General features: G+C 42.2%; 15 protein-coding genes. 6 read left to right on the forward strand and 9 right to left on the reverse strand.

The features are described 5' to 3' along the window. Positions 1-48: 48 nt before the first annotated feature. Entirely contained in the window at positions 49-1,998 is a 1,950-nt protein-coding gene (locus tag ABID99_RS20275; protein ID WP_373614948.1) for a KUP/HAK/KT family potassium transporter, read from the forward strand. 186 nt (positions 1,999-2,184) lie between these two features. On the opposite strand, the gene ABID99_RS20280 is transcribed toward ABID99_RS20275, so the two are convergent. Together ABID99_RS20280 and ABID99_RS20285 are read right to left on the reverse strand one after the other, a co-directional pair. Then, a complete protein-coding gene (locus ABID99_RS20280; protein WP_373614949.1) occupies positions 2,185-2,598 on the reverse strand; it encodes a DUF5655 domain-containing protein in 414 nt (137 codons plus the stop codon). 5 nt (positions 2,599-2,603) lie between these two features. Further along, positions 2,604-4,538: an amino acid permease gene (locus ABID99_RS20285; protein WP_373614950.1), complete on the reverse strand. Its 1,935-nt coding sequence runs from the start codon at positions 4,536-4,538 to the stop codon at positions 2,604-2,606. An 80-nt stretch (positions 4,539-4,618) separates the two neighbouring features. Between ABID99_RS20285 and ABID99_RS20290 the strand changes: the two genes are divergently transcribed. Then, a complete protein-coding gene (locus ABID99_RS20290) occupies positions 4,619-5,302 on the forward strand; it encodes a phosphatase PAP2 family protein (RefSeq protein WP_373614951.1) in 684 nt (227 codons plus the stop codon). Here the strand turns inward: ABID99_RS20290 and ABID99_RS20295 are convergent. After that, on the reverse strand, positions 5,299-5,967 hold the full coding sequence (locus ABID99_RS20295; RefSeq protein ID WP_354486547.1) for a hypothetical protein: 669 nt from the start codon (positions 5,965-5,967) through the stop codon (positions 5,299-5,301). The genes ABID99_RS20290 and ABID99_RS20295 overlap by 4 nt on opposite strands. 178 nt (positions 5,968-6,145) lie before the next feature. Continuing rightward, entirely contained in the window at positions 6,146-7,603 is a 1,458-nt protein-coding gene (locus ABID99_RS20300; protein WP_354486546.1) for a glycoside hydrolase family 130 protein, read from the reverse strand. Between the two features lie 212 nt (positions 7,604-7,815). Here ABID99_RS20300 and ABID99_RS20305 point away from each other — a divergent pair, with 212 nt between their 5' ends. Next, on the forward strand, positions 7,816-8,493 hold the full coding sequence (locus ABID99_RS20305) for a response regulator transcription factor (protein ID WP_091172639.1): 678 nt from the start codon (positions 7,816-7,818) through the stop codon (positions 8,491-8,493). 13 nt (positions 8,494-8,506) lie between these two features. Continuing rightward, positions 8,507-9,826: a HAMP domain-containing sensor histidine kinase gene (locus tag ABID99_RS20310; protein ID WP_090531994.1), complete on the forward strand. Its 1,320-nt coding sequence runs from the start codon at positions 8,507-8,509 to the stop codon at positions 9,824-9,826. A gap of 203 nt (positions 9,827-10,029) precedes the next feature. Here the strand turns inward: ABID99_RS20310 and ABID99_RS20315 are convergent, their stop codons facing one another. From ABID99_RS20315 to ABID99_RS20325, 3 genes are all read right to left on the reverse strand, one after another. Then, positions 10,030-10,950: a DUF58 domain-containing protein gene (locus ABID99_RS20315; RefSeq protein WP_373614952.1), complete on the reverse strand. Its 921-nt coding sequence runs from the start codon at positions 10,948-10,950 to the stop codon at positions 10,030-10,032. 104 nt (positions 10,951-11,054) lie between these two features. Then, positions 11,055-11,375 carry a thioredoxin gene (gene trxA / locus ABID99_RS20320; protein WP_090531998.1) on the reverse strand — a complete coding sequence of 107 codons (321 nt, stop codon included), beginning with the start codon at positions 11,373-11,375 and terminating at the stop codon, positions 11,055-11,057. A 536-nt stretch (positions 11,376-11,911) separates the two neighbouring features. After that, entirely contained in the window at positions 11,912-12,676 is a 765-nt protein-coding gene (locus ABID99_RS20325) for an SDR family oxidoreductase (RefSeq protein WP_373614953.1), read from the reverse strand. Positions 12,677-12,807: 131 nt separating this feature from the next. On the opposite strand from ABID99_RS20325, the gene ABID99_RS20330 reads away from it, so the two are divergent. After that, complete coding sequence (locus ABID99_RS20330; protein ID WP_090532002.1) at positions 12,808-13,218, forward strand: helix-turn-helix domain-containing protein; 411 nt, start codon at positions 12,808-12,810, stop codon at positions 13,216-13,218. 129 nt (positions 13,219-13,347) lie between these two features. Continuing rightward, positions 13,348-13,950 (forward strand): hypothetical protein, encoded by a 603-nt coding sequence (locus tag ABID99_RS20335; RefSeq protein WP_090532004.1) that lies wholly within the window; start codon positions 13,348-13,350, stop codon positions 13,948-13,950. A gap of 122 nt (positions 13,951-14,072) precedes the next feature. Here the strand turns inward: ABID99_RS20335 and ABID99_RS20340 are convergent, their stop codons facing one another. Further along, on the reverse strand, positions 14,073-14,246 hold the full coding sequence (locus tag ABID99_RS20340; protein ID WP_090532006.1) for an addiction module protein: 174 nt from the start codon (positions 14,244-14,246) through the stop codon (positions 14,073-14,075). Between the two features lie 13 nt (positions 14,247-14,259). Further along, positions 14,260-17,844 carry a DNA polymerase III subunit alpha gene (gene dnaE / locus ABID99_RS20345; protein ID WP_090532008.1) on the reverse strand — a complete coding sequence of 1,195 codons (3,585 nt, stop codon included), beginning with the start codon at positions 17,842-17,844 and terminating at the stop codon, positions 14,260-14,262. Positions 17,845-17,908: the final 64 nt, after the last annotated feature.

Below are 17,908 nucleotides of genomic sequence, written 5' to 3' on the forward strand. Positions count from 1 at the left end.
TGGTTTAACCAAAAAAATTAATATTTTTGCCATCTCTAAATCATAAAAGTGTCAAATCATAAAGATCTGCATAAACTGTCGGCCGCGGGCTTTCTAATCAGTTTAGGAATAATTTACGGTGATATTGGTACCTCCCCATTATACGTATTCAAGGCTATAGTTGGCCAGCGTCAAATTTCAGAAACATTAATTCTTGGAGGTGTTTCGCTCATTTTTTGGACATTAACCCTGCAAACCACTTTAAAGTATGTGGTGATAACCCTAAGGGCCGATAACAAGGGTGAGGGCGGCATTTTCTCGCTGTTTTCATTAGTACGGCGTAAAGCAAAATGGCTTATTATACCGGCGATTGTAGGGGGCTGCGCCCTTTTGGCCGATGGCATTATTACCCCGCCAATTACCATATCATCGGCCATTGAAGGTTTGCAAACCTATTACCCTAATTTGCCTACTGTATATGTGGTAATGGCCATTATTACCGCTTTATTTATCATACAGCAATTCGGCACATCACTGGTAGGTAAGGCATTCGGGCCTATCATGTTCGTCTGGTTTACGATGATGGGCTTTTTAGGTGTTACCTATATCGTACATGATCCATGGGTTATCCGCTCGTTAAACCCGTACTATGCCATTAAATTGCTTACCTCAAGCTCAAGCGATGGCGCCTTCATTATATTAGGCGCGGTGTTCCTGTGTACCACGGGTGCCGAAGCATTGTACTCCGATCTTGGTCATTGCGGTAAAGCCAATATCCGCGTAAGCTGGGTTTATGTTAAGATTTGCCTTATCCTAAACTATTTAGGCCAGGCAGTTTGGCTGCTACAACGTAACGGGCACGTTATGGACCTTAACGCTCAAAACCCTTTTTATCAAATCATGCCAACATGGTTCCTGATATATGGTATCGGCATAGCTACAGTAGCGGCCATCATTGCCAGCCAGGCGCTGATATCAGGTTCGTTTACGCTCATTGCCGAAGCGGTAAGGCTTAATCTTTGGCCAAAAGTTAGGATCAACTACCCATCAGAGCAAAAAGGACAGTTATATGTGCCCAGCGTTAACTGGCTGCTTTGGGCCGGTTGTTTAGGTGTGGTGCTGATATTCAAACACTCGGATAAAATGGAGGCTGCTTACGGCTTAAGTATTACCGTAGCCATGCTTATGACTACCATACTGGTATCCAAATTCCTGAAGCGCAAAAAAGTGCCCAATTATATCATCAATACGTTTTTGGCGGTTTACCTGCTTATTGAAGGAACCTTCCTTACCGGTAACCTGCATAAGTTCTTAGATGGCGGTTGGTTTACACTGTCGATAGGTTTTGTATTGTTTACTGTGATGTGGACCTGGCATACCGCCCGCAAGATCAGGAACCGCTATGTGAAGTTTGTTGAGATAGAAGACTATTTTGACATTATAAAGGAGTTAAGCTCCGACGAAAGTGTACCTAAATACGCCTCTCAATTGGTGTACTTAACCAGTGCCAACTTCAATTCAGAAATTGAATCAAAAATTGTTTATTCCATACTTCAAAAGCAGCCTAAACGTGCCGATGTCTACTGGCTGGTACACGTTGACGTAGTGGACGAGCCTTACAAACGCGAATACGAAGTTGACCATTTAGTGCCAAATAAACTCATCCGGATTGACTTTAAGCTCGGCTTCCGCGTTGAACAGCAAATAAACCTGCTATTCAGGAAAGTAGTGGAAGACCTTGTTAAAAAAGGCGAGGTTGATATTACCAGTACCTACAAGTCACTGAATAGGCATAAAATTGTGGGCGATTTCCGTTTTGTGGTGATCGAAAAGATCTTCTCACGCTCACACAACCTGTCTTTCATCGAAAGATTTATAATGGATTACTACAAGCAGCTTAAAAAAGTGAGCTTATCCGAAGAGCGCGGTTTTGGACTCGACCTGAGTTTTGTAACGGTAGAGAAAGTACCGCTGGTACTTGCCATACCTGAGGCCATTGAAATCCACCGGGTTAATTAATTGCAATCCTTTTTAATATTGAAAGCCTTCCGGAAACGGGAGGCTTTTCTTTTTACATTCTGTCGCTCAATCTGCCGCGGGCTTTCAGCCCGTGGTATACCATGGTTTGAGCTTTCAGCTCAAGGGTGTAAGCTGAAAGCTTACATTATGCCACCCACAGGCTGAAAGCCTGCGGTAGTTATATAGTTATTTACTTTTTTCCCAAGCCATCCGCATATATTTCCGCACTTCATCATTAATATCTTCCTTAAAATACATCCTGAAGTAGTGATTATACTGATCGGTGCCGGGCACTTGTTTTATTTTACTGAAGCACAGGTTATCGTCATAAACCTGTTTAAAGGGAAATACCACATCAATAAAGTTTTTACCTAATTGGGTAACATAAGCAAAGTTTATCCTTGCTCCCAATGCTATCATGCTTTTGGTAGGATAAACTTTAATTTCGGTAATTTGCAGGTACTCATCAATCAAATGATCAAACAGCGCTATGGTGTGGGGCGTTTTGCCACTTAGCGCTTCCGATAGTTCCCTGTCGCGACATGAATGCGCCTGGTTGGTGGCGGTAAATTCACGTTCGCATAAAGGGCAGGTCCACATAAGTTTTACGCGGTTTTGATTTCTTTGCCCAGCACGCTGTTTTTATAGCTGTAAGTAGCATAAATTACCAGACCTATCACCAGCCATATCAAAAACCTGAGCCAGTTAGTATAGCCAAGTTCCGTCATCAGGTAAAAACAGCTCATCAGCCCCAAAACAGGGATGAGCGAGAAGTTTTTAATAAAGCTGTAAACCGCTATAATAATGATCAGGATAAAGAAAAGATAGTTAGGGAAATTATACAGGAAGCCATCAAAACCTAAATAATACTTCTTACCATCGCTGATATCGTTCGTTTTCCTTAGCGCGGTATTGAATTTATCCTCTTCTATATCCTTAAAATATTTTTTAGCCGAGTCGGGCTGGGCAGTTACATTAGCGTTATAAAGCTGATTGGTAGTTTTAAGCAGGCTCAGCTTGTCATTGTTATCCATATTATCAATGATGTCGCTACGGTCTTTTAGTTTCTTAAACTGCATCATCTCAACTTGCGCGGCCGGTTTAAACCAGGCGACCGAACCCAAAATCACCAGTGTGATAATTGGTATAATAAATTTACCATTCACGTATGGTAAATGGAATTTGCCTTTAACAGCCTCTTCACGCGGCAGCAACAACACACCGCCGCAAACCAGTACAAATGCAAACAGGGTACCAATACTGGTCAAATCAGTTACTTCGGTAAGGTTCATGAACAGGGCCGGTATAGCCACCACAAAACCGGTTACTACCGTGGCAAAAGCAGGTGTTTGATATTTTGGATGGATACGTGAAAATGCTTTAGGCAATAAACCATCGCGGCTCATGCTCATCCAGATCCTGGGCTGGCCTAACTGGAATATCAGCAATACACTCGCTGTAGCAACAACCGCACTAATGGAGATCACATAGCTAATCTTATTTAAGCCCACCTTTGCAAAAACAAAGGCCAGTGGGTCACCAACCTGCAGGTCTTTATAACTTACCATGCCGGTAAGCACCAATGCTATCAGGATATACAATACTGTACAAATCACCAGCGAATAGATCATGCCGCGGGGCAGATCGCGCTGGGGCCTTTCACATTCTTCGGCTGTGGTTGAGATGGCGTCAAAGCCGATATAAGCAAAAAACACCCCCGATACGCCTTTCATAACGCCACTGAAACCGTTAGGCATAAATGGGTGCCAGTTGGCAGGTGTTACATAAAAAAAGCCGACTACTATAACTGCTATAACAATCACTATCTTCAAAACCACCATAGCATTGGTGGCCTTTTTTGTTTCGCGGATGCCCACATAAACCAGGTAAGTGATGATGATAACAATTAAAAGGGCGGGTAAATTGGCAATGAGCTTAAAACCACCTATGCCCGGCGCCTGATCCCAGGCCAGTGCTTCTGCTTTTACTTTATCACTGATATCAGCCAGGTTTGCACCTGCTGCCTGAACCTGCTCATGCCCGCGCAGGGCCGAAACATAGTCCATAGTCAGAAACTTGGGCATATGTATATGAAAGCCTTCCAGCAGGTTTACAAAGTATTCGCTCCAGGAAATGGCTACCGCGATGTTGCCAATGGCGTATTCCATTAACAGGTCCCAGCCAATGATCCATGCTATCAATTCACCAAAAGAGGCATAAGCGTAGGTATACGCACTGCCCGCAACCGGGATACGCGAGGCAAACTCGGCATAACAAAGAGCCGAAAAGCCGCAGGTAACAGCGGTTAAAATAAACAGGATGGAAACCGCGGGGCCGCCGTGGAAAGAGGCTTCGCCAATTGTCGAAAATATACCTGCCCCCACAACGGCGGCTATCCCCATGAGGGTGAGGTCTTTTACGTTAAGTTCTTTTTTGAGTTGGGATGACGTTGTACCGGGATGCTCACTATCACTAAAACCACATTCAACATCATTTAAAATTTTTGCTACCGACTTTTTACGAAAGATACTTTTCGACATGTAGTTTAATTAATAAGTGCTAACCAATCTCAAAATTAATCATTTTTTTGCATTGAATAAGTATATGCTTACTTTGCAACATGAAGATAGGAATAAAAGACGTGTTGCACAGGATCCGCCCTTTTTTTATCCTTTACCTTATCGTCTTAGCCACCTGCCTGACTATCAAACTGCTATTTACCCGTGAAGCTATTTTTTTTACCGTAAATGGTTGGCACCACCCCTGGCTTGATACCATTGAGCCTTATGTTACAGATATCGGCGACGGCACCACAGCCGTGATAGTATCACTTGCTATGCTTTTATTCAGCTACCGCAGCTGGCTGTTAATGGCCTCCAGCTATGCCATAACATCCATCGCGGCACAAATCCTTAAATACATTTATATCGCTCCCCGGCCAAAGCTATACTTTGCCAGCCAGTGGAGCAGGGTACATACCGTAGAAGGAGTTTATATATTGGAGAAATACAGTTTTCCGTCCGGGCATACGGTGAGTGCTTTTTCTGCCGCGTTGGTCATAACGTACCTCTGTAAAAACAAAAGCTGGGGAATCCCAGCCTTGTTTGTTGCCATAATGGTTGGCTATTCAAGAATTTATTTAACCGAGCACTTTTATGAAGACGTGCTTGCCGGCTCGGCTATTGGTGTGTTTGTTACTATATTTTGGTTAACATGGCTTGATGGTAAGCAGTTCATCAATTCGGCCAAATGGAACCGGGGCCTGCTCGATAACGTATTCAAAAAAGCCCCTGTCGCCAATTAAACTCCAGCTTCCAGTTGACTGTTTTTACGTTTGATCACGGTTAACACGATAATCAGTATTATAACTGCGCCGCCGCCATAAATACCTATTTTGGCCGGGGCAGACATGCCTTTTGCGTCAGACAAATACTGATCGCGGCGATCTAAAGTAGGTGCGATTTTGATAGAACTGGAAAATTGTTTCAGTTCGGCCTTTGCCAGATCAAGTCTTTGCTCCGGATAGTTATATTCAAAAGTATAGGTTACGTCCTGGGTATATAACAGGATAAAATTTCTTAACTCCGGAGATTCGCCGGTTGAACCGCTGTTATCAATCCTGAGAGTGAATACCTTTCCTTCCAGTTTACCGATAGTGGTATCACGCGGATACATTACACTGCCATTAACAGATTGTTTTTGAATACCTTTGATGTAGGTTTTAAATACATCTTTCAAGTCGCTCTCCTTGTTTAAAGGTTTTGTATTAACGTTTGGCACGCGTAAAACAAGAATATTACCTAATGATGCACTACCCTGGTATATCTGCTGGCCTAATGTATCCTTTTTAGTAAAGCCTTCGGGTAATGAAACCGTGACAAGGCTATCTATCTTTACAGGTTTAAGTGCCTGGCTAAAACCTGTAAGCGAAAACAGTATTATGCTTAAGCTTAAAATTATCTTTTTCATATTTATTTAACTTGAAAAAGAAGAATAAGTTTTAACTAATAATACATCATGAGATTTACGTGAAAGTTAAATGACTTATAATCAACAATATAAATACAGGCTAAAAGCTGAAAGCTTAAGGCTGAAAGCTTTTCAAACACAAAGCTTTCTGCTTTGAGCTTTCAGCATTAAGCTCTTTTCAGGCTTTAAGCTTTTTCAAAAGCTCATCCAGGCATACTTCGGCAAAGGCGGTTGATGAGTCGGAAACACCGTATGGAATAATGAGTTTATTGTTGTGTACAATTACCCCGCATGAATAAAGCACGTTAGGTACATAGCCTTCCCGCTCATCACTGTTGGGGATTAGTAAAGGCTCGCGCAGGCGGCCAATTTCAACCGTTGGGTCATCCAGTTTAAGCAGACTTGCACCCAGCACATAACGGCGCATGGGACCAACACCATGGGTTATCATGATCCATCCATCGGGTGTTTCAATGGGCGAGCCGCAATTACCTATCTGCACAAACTCCCAGCTAAATTTAGGCTGTTGCAGCATCACCGGCTTTTCCCAGATATTGATCTTATCCGAATACATGATATAGTTATTGCAGCCGTCTATCCGCGATATCATCACATACTTGCCGTTCACCTTACGCGGAAACAAGGCCAGGTTTTTATTCTGCGCACCGGCTCCGTACAAAGGCATGATCTTAAAATTATAAAAATCAGTTGTTTGCAGCAGTTTGGGCATAATCAGCGAGCCATCATAAGCTGTATAGGTAGCGTAATATAGTTTGCTGCCGTCATCGTTGGTAAACTGTACAAAACGGGCATCCTCAATACCCTTACGTTCATATTCAGATATCGGGAAGATCACCCTGTCGGAAATATCGGTATCCAGTGAAAAAACAATTTCATAATAGGAATCGGCGAGCCAAAGCACTTTATCATACTCCAGCCGCTTCATATCGTCTTCCTGTAATTTTTGCGAATCCATAATGATCCGGCGCAGGTTGGCGTACTCAAAATGATGATCGAGTTTTGATTCCAGTTCGCTTATAACATCAATATTAATTTGGGTGATGGCTGCTTTTTCAAAAAAAAGCTTTTTATTATAAACGGCATTCCTCACAATTTCGGCTTCATCAATATAACTGCCCGCAGGTTGTATGCTGATGTTGTTATCCTTATCTATCCAGGCCCGGCGAAAAGTTATGGAAGAGATATGCCCCTCGCCTACCGCCCGGAAGCTGATGATCACCCTGCGCTGGCCGTCTTCAAGCTCGGTTTGGTCGGGATCTTCAACTATCGAGGGATTAAAGAAGGCGGCCGATTCTATTGAATACTCATGCGTAAAATAAGAGCCGATGAGCAGCTTGCGGTAAACGGTAAGCGTATCAAAATCAATATTGAGCTCTAAAAACAAGGGTTTAAGCTTGCTGCAATGCCTGTTGAGCACCCGGGTTATATTACGGTGCCTTTTGGAATATTCCTGCAGCAAGGGAGATACAATGCCAAAAGCATCATCTTCGCTGATCAGCATTACACGCTCAATAACCTCTTTAGCACGGTCGTTACCATTAAAAAAAAATCTTGCTATTACACGTTTCGGATCTGGATTTACCCGGATGGGTTTGCGTTCGATAGAAAGTCTCATACAATGAAGTGGTAGCTTTTAGTTTGTAACACCAATCGGCGCAAATTGATTTGCGCTTTTTTAATTTAAACGCAAGATTTAAAAAATGACACTTTACAGGCCGCTATAAAAGCCTATCTTCATACTTTATTAATCTTCGGTACGGTACTTTGCCTGCCGTGAATAATCTTGATCCTGTAACCCTTATTGATAGTTCCTGTAAATACACAATTATGAACGTACTAATTGTTGAAGACGAAAAAGGCCTTGCGCTTGAGGTTGATGAATTTTTAAGCCACGAAGGTTTTACGGTTGAACATGCCCGCACCAAAAAATCGGCATCTGAAAAAATCTTCGTAAACAATTATGACTTTATCTTGCTCGACCTGGGCTTGCCCGACGGTGACGGCTTTGACCTGCTTAAAATGCTGAAAGGCATGAACGAACGCGAAGATGCTGTAATTATCCTCACCGCCCGCGGCGCTGTTGACGACCGGGTATCGGGCCTTGAACAGGGTGCCGACGATTACCTGGCAAAGCCGTTTTCATTAAACGAGCTATTAGCCCGCATGCACGCCATCACCCGCCGCAAACACCGCCTGGAGAGTAATGACATTAATGTAAAAGGGTTAAAGATCAACATACAAAACCGTACCGTTACCTACAATGATGAGCGTATAACCCTCACCAAAAAAGAGTTTGAAATTTTCAACTACCTGGTGCTAAACAAAAACAGGGTAATATCACGCACCAACCTCACCGAACATGTTTGGGGCGATGTATTGGAAATAAATTCCGACTCTAACTTTGTGGATGTGCACGTTAAAAACCTGCGTAAAAAGCTGTCGGCATATATTCCCATCGATTGGTTTGAAACAGTAAGGAGCATCGGCTACCGCATCAACATTTGAAATTAACAGCCTCATGAAATTACAGGTAAAACTGGCCCTTTATAATACGTTAACCAAATTAGCCATTATACTTTTCACTGGCCTGCTTATCCTGCTTTCTATCGAGAAGATCTCGTATAATCATGTAGAGCTCAGGCTTGAGGAAAATGAAAGAGAAACGCTTAAAAACCTCAGTTCAAAAGAGATTAGCAGCAAGCTTGCTAATCAAAAGCCTTATACCGATTATAATATTTTAAAAGAGGAGTTCATTATTATAACCCCTGTTAAATTTGAACCCACCGAAACGAAAGCTGTAAAGTTCACAACCGAAACCCGTACCAGTGACCTGGTTACGCAAACTTATCGCATCCTGACTCACCAGTTTAATTTTAACAACCATACCTATCTGCTTGAAATTGGCGTGTCAGTTACCTCCATTGAGGAATTAAAATCCATCATTAAAAGGTTTACCCTTTTGACATTGATAATAGCACTCGCCCTCACACTGGTAAGCGACCTGGTGTTTACCAAATTTTTGCTTGCGCCCTTTTATAAGATCATCGACCGCAAGCTGATCAAAGTAAATGATCCTATGAACTTTGATTATGAAAAGATCCAGACCACCACACAGGATTTTGAACTGCTTGATGACAGTATCAGCACACTCATGAAAAAGATCAGTAACCTGTTTGCGCTGGAAAAACAGTTCATTGCCAATGTATCGCATGAGTTACTTACGCCCATATCAATTATCAGTTCCCGGCTGGAGAATATTTTATTGCAGGAAGAACTCAGCGAAGCCAGCGAAAACAAGATGCACGCTTCGCTGAAAACATTAAACCGGCTTAAATCTATTATTAACAGCCTGCTGCTCATCTCAAAAGTTGAAAATAATCAATATGACAAAGCCGAAGTGGTGATGATAGCAGGTGTAATTATGGAGATACAGGAAGAACTGGAAGACCGTTTGGAAGAAAAACATCTCACCTTCAACAATAACATTAAATACATCTACTCCATTATGGGTAACCGCCCCCTAATGCATACCCTATTGTTCAATTTGATAAACAATGCTATTAAATACAATAAGCCCAAAGGCAGTATCACCGTTGCCGATGAATTGAAGGAAGATGTGTATGCACTGGAAATTACAGACACAGGTGCGGGGATGGATCAACAACAAATAGAAAACGCTTTTAACCGCTTTGAAAAATTTGAGACCGAAGAAAAGGAAAGCTACGGCCTTGGCTTAGCTATTGTGAAAAGTATTACCGCTTTTCATGGCATCAGGGTAAAAATAGATTCGGTAAAAGACAGGGGAACGAGCATATTCCTCATATTTAACCGTGAGTAACGACTTCACTTAATCTTCACATTGTATCAATACCTTTACAAGGTTTAGTTTATAAGTAGATCCCCTATTTAACTATAGAGGCTGTTTTCCGGTGGTAACAGCCTTTTTTTATTCCGTAGAGAGGCATCACATGTGTCTTACTATTGAATTACAGCATTGCATATTCCGAAACGCTCATGATCCGTTTTAATAATGAAAATACTTTATATCATCTTATTCCGCTTAACCAGGTACGTGTTCAAGATATGATGGTAGCCTTCATGAATATTGGCGTCAACCAAATCAATATGATACTGTGCACATTTTAACTCCAACTGATGGCGGTACTCTTTTAACGATGCCCTGTAGGCGTCGCGGATGCGGGCCGGGTTCACCTTCAGCTCGTCACCACTTTCGATATCAACAAAATGATGGGGACGGTTATCAAAATTAAACTCAAGTTCTTTTTGCTTATCGGTAACATTGAAAATTACTACCTCATGCTTATTAAACTTTAAATGCTGAATTGCCGCAAATAAAGCTTGCTGCTTTTCGGCATTCAGATTATTCTCCAGCATATCGCTAAAAATGATCACCAGCGAACGCTGATGAATTTCCTGCGCAATATGATGCAGCACATTGGTGATATTGGTTTGCGTGTTTACTTTAGGACTGGCATACATTTTTTCCAGCTCGGCATATAAATAAAACAGGTGCGTAGTGGTTGATTTTGCCGCGCTGATCCAGTCTATCTTATCCGAAAATAAACAAAGCCCAAAAGCGTCGCGCTGTTTTTTGAACAGGTACATCAGCGATGCTATGGCATAAACAGAAAACTGAAGTTTATTGGTACCCGTTTCGGGGAAATTCATTGATGATGATGTATCCAGCAGCAAAAAACAGCGAAGATTAGTTTCCTCTTCAAATTGCTTTACAAACAATTTATCAGTACGGGCCAGCAGCTTCCAGTCGATATTTTTTACCGATTCGCCGTTGTTATACAGCCGGTGTTCGGCAAACTCCACAGAAAAGCCATGAAAAGGACTTTGGTGCAGGCCGGTGATAAAACCTTCAACCACCTGCCGGGCCAGCAATTCGAGATTGGCCAGTTGCCTTATTTGCTGATCATCGTTTAATTTGGGCATAGGCTAATATAGACATAAAAAAAGCGCTGCAAAATTGCAACGCTTTTTCAAAAAATATGTTGTGTTAATGCTACAGTGTGTAGCATTAAATAAGCCTCTTTGAGTTATGCTAACTGTTTTACCAGTTTATCAGTTAATACTGATTTTGGCACAGCACCGATTTGTTTATCAACAATTTCGCCGTTTTTGAAGAACAATAAGGCAGGGATGTTACGGATACCGTATTTTACAGATATGCCTGGGTTGTTGTCAACATCTACTTTACCAACAACAGCTTTGCCTTCATATTCTTTTGCAATATCTTCAACTACCGGACCTACCATCCTACAAGGACCACACCACTCAGCCCAAAAGTCAATTAATACCGGTTTGTCTGATTTCAGGACAAGCTCGTCAAAGTTTGCATCAGTTATTTCTAAAGCCATGATTTCTATTTGTTTAAATTTTGTATTTACAAATATATGCTATTCAAATTGCTTGCCACAAGTGCGTTACTGACAATGTGACAATTATATTATTATAATCCACGCCCTTAACGCAGGCATGACCATTTGTCGCATTTACACCTTCAGATATAGCTTTGCGACATGACGTATTAACACAAATAACCTGTTTACAAAGCACATATACAACTGTTTGGGCGGGTTACTTTTTAACATTGGCGGTATTAATTAACATTACGCTCTGCAATATGTTATTGTCTGAACAAGAATTTTAAGTAATTATTTGAATTTATTGAATTTGCCTTTTATTCTGTCAATTCGTTTAATTATCGAAATTCGAGTTCAGACAAAAAAACGACTGGCAGTTAAACCACCAGTCGTTTAATGTATTACTCCGATTCACTATATCTCACCCAATTTATTCCGGGAGCAATTTTTAAAGTCTCCCCTTCAGGGGGAGATTATTCGCAGTTAATTTGCTTTTAGTGCTCATGAGGGCTACGCCGTTTAGAGGGGGCTTATGCGCCTTTCAAAGTAGCCATACCACCGTCGGCAATCAACTCGGCACCGGTTATAAATGTTGAATCGTCGGAAGCGAAGAAAGTAACTGTTTTGGCAATTTCTTCGGCCAAACCAAAACGGCCCATTGGGATCTGTTTGATCAATTCAGAGCCCATGCCTTCTAACTGTTCCTGTGTTAAGCCTAATTTATCGGCGGTGTGTAAAGGTGTTACAACCGGGCCAGGGCTTACTGAGTTAACCCTGATACGACGTGGCAACAACTCGGCCGAAATGTTTTTAGCTAATGAAAGCAATGCTGCTTTACTTGCTGCATAAACAGTTGCACCGGCCATACCAATATGCGCGTTGATTGATGTATTTAAAATAATAGAACCGCCGTCATTAATTAAAGGCAACAATTGCTGAATACTGAAGTAAGCACCCTTAAAGTTGATGTTCATGATATCATCAAACATCTGCTCGCTCATCTGCTCAGTTGAATTGAACTGGCCAATACCTGCATTAACAAATACGATGTCAATTTTCTCGGCAATGGCTTTTACTTTTTCACCCAGTTGTTTAACCTGGTTGATGTCGCCGCTGTCGGCAATTACACCATGAGCATCGGCACCAAGTGTTTCAAGCGCTTCGTTGATTGATTTTTGGTTCCTGCCGGTGATAATCACTTTTGCACCTTGTGCAATGAACTCCTGTGCTGTGGCCAGGCCTATACCACTGTTGCCGCCTGTTATTACTGCTGTTTTTCCTTGTAACTTTTTCATTATCTTTGTTTTGATACATCAAAGGTACAGTGAGTTATAGCTCCCCACAAGAATGCACCATTTTGTGTGCAACATACTTTTTGGTAGGTTATGGGCCGGTTTGATGCAATCGATATATCGCCTTTTTCATTATGACAAAAAACAGACATTCCGATCACTCCTGCACTATGGCAGCGGCGCTAAGCGTAATTAGTGGTAAGTGGAAACTGAGTATAATCAACCAATTATTAAGTGGTCAGAAGCGTTACAGCGAGATAAACCGGGCCATTCCCGGCATGACCGAAAAGATGCTTTCACAACAGATCCGCGAACTGGAAGAAGACGGCATAGTATCCCGCCACATTTTTCCCGAAGTACCACCAAGGGTTGAATATTCCCTTACTCCCATAGGCCAGGAGTTATCATCTATATTTTATACCCTCGAAAGATGGGGCAGCCACTACATGACCATTACTAACGCCAACGGCGAAGTAATTCAGCCTGATTATACTTGTTATACTTTAGTGAAACAGGATGATGACGTGGTGAAGGAAAGCGTATAAGCTCTTGCGCTCGTTTGCAACGAGCGCTTAATATGGTTGGGCGATTGTATCGCCCGTTGGGTTATAAACGCAAACCAAGGTTATGCACTCGTTAAAAACGAGCGCGAGTTGAAATATTAAACTAATGTGATGGAAGAAATACTTGAAGTTTTCTCTAAGCGTTTAAAAAGCCTTGAATCCGCTGAAAAAGCGATTGATTTAGAAAAAATCATCGAGGCACTAAGAATCGAAAAATTTGTAAGTTCCGAAAAGCTCGAAATAATTGGCGGAATAGTCAAATCTGAATACTCTTGGAATTACCCCAATATCGATAGTAAATATAATCATGACTCCTATGTTAGCGAAAGAAGTGAATTATCGGCAAAAAACAAGCACTTCCCATCTAAAGAATTTTTTAATGAGTTTGAAAGTTATTTAAAAGTGGCCAAAAGTATTCAGATCAAAATAGATTCTGAATATGATAAATATTATGGTAGTGAATATGGATATGATGTTGATCCAAATTCTGTGGGACTTCTAACTGATGAACTGGATTATTATTTGTTAAGCTGTTTAGGCTTGTTTAAATCAATTGAATCTTACAATTTGACAACTGACGTAAAAATCCGGGAAAATTTGATCGACGTTTTATTGACAGATTCAATTTGTTTTATAGACTATCTTGTCGAGAGAACTAAGCCTGAAATTCCAAAAATAATATTTAATATACCTAAGAGAAGATTTAGGGAATAAAAACAAATAAAACCTCATCGAAAAGTTAATGGTCTTTTTTTTAGCCTGTAGTACGTTGAAAACACCTACCACAAGTTATTGATTTTAATGTATCACGCAAATTCAAGACAGTGATGCTATTTTTACCCTTCTGAAAGTAGATCATTATGACGGTTTCTGATTTTAGCTTTAAACTCTTCCCACGAAATACCTTTTACTCTACCACTTTCATAATCGTCAACTCGTGATTGCATTTCATTCAAAAAATCTTCATCATCCCAATGATCTTGCGGTTCGTTTTGATTCTTTTCTTCCATAGTAAAAAACTTTTTAACTCAACACCGGCTCCTCATTTGTCAAGCTAAGGATCCCGGCCATAAAATCATCGCTTGGATTTACTTTAAATGATTTGGATGACAGCTCAACAAGCATAACCTCTTCTCTATCCTTGATCTGGAAACGAAGCTTACAGTTTTTTACCGGGTACTTTTGATTGTTATCATCTATCATATGCTGAATATCATCCAGCAGTTTGCTGTTGAGCATTTGCACATCAATGCAAACCGTTAATGATTTGGTAAGCTTATCGCGCATTTCTGATAGCAGGTCCATTACCGCGATGCGCAGGTCCCAGTTATCTTTCTGGCGGAATTTCTCTTCAATGTTTCCTTTAATATGCAGGAAGTAGCCTTCCATCATCATATTGCGGAACTTGACATAATCATCACCAAACAAAGCAAACTCGTACGATTCATTGTAATCCTCAAACACAAACGTGCCGAAGGGTTTACCGGTCTTGGTCATTTTATGCTGAACGCTTGATACTAAACCACCAATCCGCAGCTCACCCCGACGGCGCAGTTCATTAAAAGCAGCGGTTACATCTTCACCGCCTTCGCCCGAGCGGGCTTTTTGCATTAGCTTCAGATCGCTGATGGTAGCGTTACAGAAACGTTTAAGCTCAACCTTATAATTATCTAACGGGTGACCGGTTAAATAGATCCCGATAACCATTTTCTCGTACTTCAGCTTCTCTATCAACGGCCATTCCTCAACATCGGGCATAGCCGGCTCCGGTACATATGATGCTACCGAACCGCCAAATAATGATGATTGAGAGCTGCTTTGCACGTTTTGATAATCATTAGCGTACTTAATGAGCCGTTCAACACCGGTTAACGTACCCAACTCGGTTTTGGCAAAAAACTGGGCACGGGGAATCCCGAAGCCATCAAACGCGCCGCCATAAACCAGGTTTTCATACGATTTACGGTTAACACTGCGGGTGTTTGAGCGCCGTGCAAAATCATATACCGTTTCAAACGGGCCATTGGCATTACGTTCTTCAATGATACTTTCCACCGCTTTATCACCCACACCTTTTACGCCGGTTAACCCGAAACGTACCTGCCCGCGTTTATTCACCGCAAAAGCCATATCCGACTCATTGATATCCGGTCCTAAAACCTCAACGCCCATACGGCGGCACTCCTCCATAAAGAAGGTGATTTTTTCAATGTTATTCTGGTTATTTAAAACCGCCGCCATATATTCAGATGGGTAATGCGCTTTTAAATAAGCCGTTTGGTATGCCACGAAAGCGTAGCAGGTAGAGTGCGATTTATTGAATGCGTACTGGGCAAATGCCTTCCAGTCGGTCCAGATTTTGGTAAGCTTATCTTTAGGGTGGCCCTTGGCAACGGCGCCCTCCATAAACTGGGCTTCCATTTTGTTGAGTACCTCAATCTGCTTTTTACCCATCGCCTTACGCAAAACGTCGGCATCGCCTTTACTAAAGCCTGCTAACTTTTGCGACAAAAGCATCACCTGTTCCTGGTATACGGTAATACCATAGGTTTCTCCCAGGTATTCCTCCATATCGGGCAAGTCGAACACGATAGGTTCGCGGCCATGCTTACGGGCAATAAAGTTTGGTATATACTCTATCGGGCCCGGACGGTAAAGGGCGTTCATGGCTATCAAGTCTTCAAACTTATCGGGCTTAAGCTCGCGCAGGTACATTTGCATACCATCACTTTCAAACTGGAAAGTACCGTTGGTATCGCCACGCTGATAAAGCTCATAAGTTTTAATATCATCAAGCGGGATGTAGTCGATATCGATCACCACACCATGATTTTGCCTGATCATGCGCAGCGCGTCCTTTATAATGGTAAGGGTTTTTAAACCCAAAAAGTCCATCTTAATTACACCGGCATCCTCAATCACACGGCCATCATATTGGGTAACCAGTAAGTCTGAATCTTTTGCTGTTGCTACCGGTACAATCTCGGTAAGGTCATAAGGGGCAATGATGATACCTGCGGCGTGTACACCGGTATTACGTACCGATCCTTCCAGTTTTTCAGCTTCACGCAGTACCTGTGCCTTAAGGTCGTTACCGTTCAGGATCTCCTTCAGTTCAGGCACCTGTTCAATGGCATCTTTCAGGGTGATACCCAGGGTTTCGGGCACCAGCTTTTTCATGGCACTTACATCGGCCAGCGGCATATCCAATACACGGCCCACGTCCTGGATACTGGTGCGGGCAGCCATCGAACCATAGGTAATGATCTGCGCTACCTGGTTTTTGCCATATTTATCAACCACATAATCAATAACCCTTTGCCGACCGGCATCGTCAAAGTCCGTATCAATATCGGGCATCGATTTACGGTCGGGATTCAGGAACCTCTCAAACAGCAGGTTGTACTTCATCGGATCAATATTGGTGATCCCGGTACAGTAAGCCACTACCGATCCCGCCGCCGAACCACGGCCCGGGCCAATGAACACGCCCATATCACGACCAGCCCTGATAAAGTCGGCCACGATGAGGAAGTACCCTGCAAAACCCATAGTACGAATGGTGAACAACTCAAAATTGATGCGTTCTTCGGTTTCCGGACTAATATCACGATAACGCTCCTTGGCGCCCATAAAGGTAAGGTGCTTCAGGTATTCCCATTGATTTAAAGTATCGGCATCGGGTGTTTTGTGGATCTTAAACTCTTCAGGAATTACGTAGTTGGGCAGCAGGATATCGCGTTTTAGCTTTAACACCTCCACCTTGTCAACAATTTCATTGGTATTATCCAGTGACTCGGGCAGGTCATGGAACAGCTTGCCCATTTCCTCCTGTGTTTTAAAGTAAAACTGATCGTTAGGGAAACCGAAACGATAACCTTTACCACCTTCCTCGTCGGTAGCTATTGGGGTGCTTTGCATATCGCCTGTGTTTACGCAAAGCAAAATATCGTGCGCGTTTGAGTCTTGCTGATCTACGTAATGCGAATCGTTTGAACAGATCACTTTTACGTTATACTTTTTGGCATAAGTGAGCAGCACATTATTGATAATTTGCTGCTCCGGAATTTCGTGGCGCTGCAACTCGATGTAAAAGTCCTCACCAAACAAATCCAGCCACCATTTAAACTCCTTTTCGGCATTTTCGGGCGTATCCCTTAAAATAGCTTGTGGTACCGAAGCCCCAATACAACAGGTAGTAGCAATGATACCTTCGTGGTATTTTAAAATAAGTTCTTTATCAATACGCGGCCATTTACTGTACAGGCCTTCCATATACCCTAATGAGCATAGCTTCACCAGGTTTTTGTAGCCCGTAGGGTTTTTGGCCAGCATCAGCTGGTGGCGGCGTACGTCTTTATTTTCTTTAGTGAACTGTTTTTTATGCCTGTCTTCAACCACGTAAAACTCGCAGCCTACAATGGGTTTTACATTGTGTTTGCCGGCTTCGGCCACAAACTTAAATACGCCGAACATGTTGCCGTGGTCGGTAATAGCAAGGGCCTTCATTCCGTCCTTAGCGGCTTTTTTATACAGCTTGGATATATCGGCTGCACCGTCGAGCAGGGAGAATTGAGTATGTACGTGGAGGTGAGAAAAATCAGGCATAGTTAATCCGTTTCAACAAAATCTTTATGAGTTACAAAGTTATTCAAAAAAACAAGTTTATGGT

Origin of the sequence: Mucilaginibacter sp. OAE612, assembly GCF_041806395.1 — a bacterium.
Taxonomy (GTDB): Bacteria; Bacteroidota; Bacteroidia; order Sphingobacteriales; family Sphingobacteriaceae; genus Mucilaginibacter; species Mucilaginibacter rubeus.

Excerpts from the sequence above, each read along its gene's own strand:
- ABID99_RS20285 (WP_373614950.1), bottom strand. The coding sequence starts at position 4,538 with ATGTCGAAAAGTATCTTTCGTAAAAAGTCGGTAGCAAAAATTTTAAAT.
- ABID99_RS20295 (WP_354486547.1), bottom strand. The coding sequence starts at position 5,967 with ATGAAAAAGATAATTTTAAGCTTAAGCATAATACTGTTTTCGCTTACA.
- ABID99_RS20340 (WP_090532006.1), bottom strand. The coding sequence starts at position 14,246 with ATGGAAGAAAAGAATCAAAACGAACCGCAAGATCATTGGGATGATGAA.
- ABID99_RS20310 (WP_090531994.1), top strand. The coding sequence starts at position 8,507 with ATGAAATTACAGGTAAAACTGGCCCTTTATAATACGTTAACCAAATTA.
- ABID99_RS20300 (WP_354486546.1), bottom strand. The coding sequence starts at position 7,603 with ATGAGACTTTCTATCGAACGCAAACCCATCCGGGTAAATCCAGATCCG.
- ABID99_RS20290 (WP_373614951.1), top strand. The coding sequence starts at position 4,619 with ATGAAGATAGGAATAAAAGACGTGTTGCACAGGATCCGCCCTTTTTTT.
- trxA (WP_090531998.1), bottom strand. The coding sequence starts at position 11,375 with ATGGCTTTAGAAATAACTGATGCAAACTTTGACGAGCTTGTCCTGAAA.
- ABID99_RS20305 (WP_091172639.1), top strand. The coding sequence starts at position 7,816 with ATGAACGTACTAATTGTTGAAGACGAAAAAGGCCTTGCGCTTGAGGTT.
- ABID99_RS20315 (WP_373614952.1), bottom strand. The coding sequence starts at position 10,950 with ATGCCCAAATTAAACGATGATCAGCAAATAAGGCAACTGGCCAATCTC.
- ABID99_RS20325 (WP_373614953.1), bottom strand. The coding sequence starts at position 12,676 with ATGAAAAAGTTACAAGGAAAAACAGCAGTAATAACAGGCGGCAACAGT.
- ABID99_RS20330 (WP_090532002.1), top strand. The coding sequence starts at position 12,808 with ATGACAAAAAACAGACATTCCGATCACTCCTGCACTATGGCAGCGGCG.
- ABID99_RS20335 (WP_090532004.1), top strand. The coding sequence starts at position 13,348 with ATGGAAGAAATACTTGAAGTTTTCTCTAAGCGTTTAAAAAGCCTTGAA.
- ABID99_RS20280 (WP_373614949.1), bottom strand. The coding sequence starts at position 2,598 with ATGTGGACCTGCCCTTTATGCGAACGTGAATTTACCGCCACCAACCAG.
- dnaE (WP_090532008.1), bottom strand. The coding sequence starts at position 17,844 with ATGCCTGATTTTTCTCACCTCCACGTACATACTCAATTCTCCCTGCTC.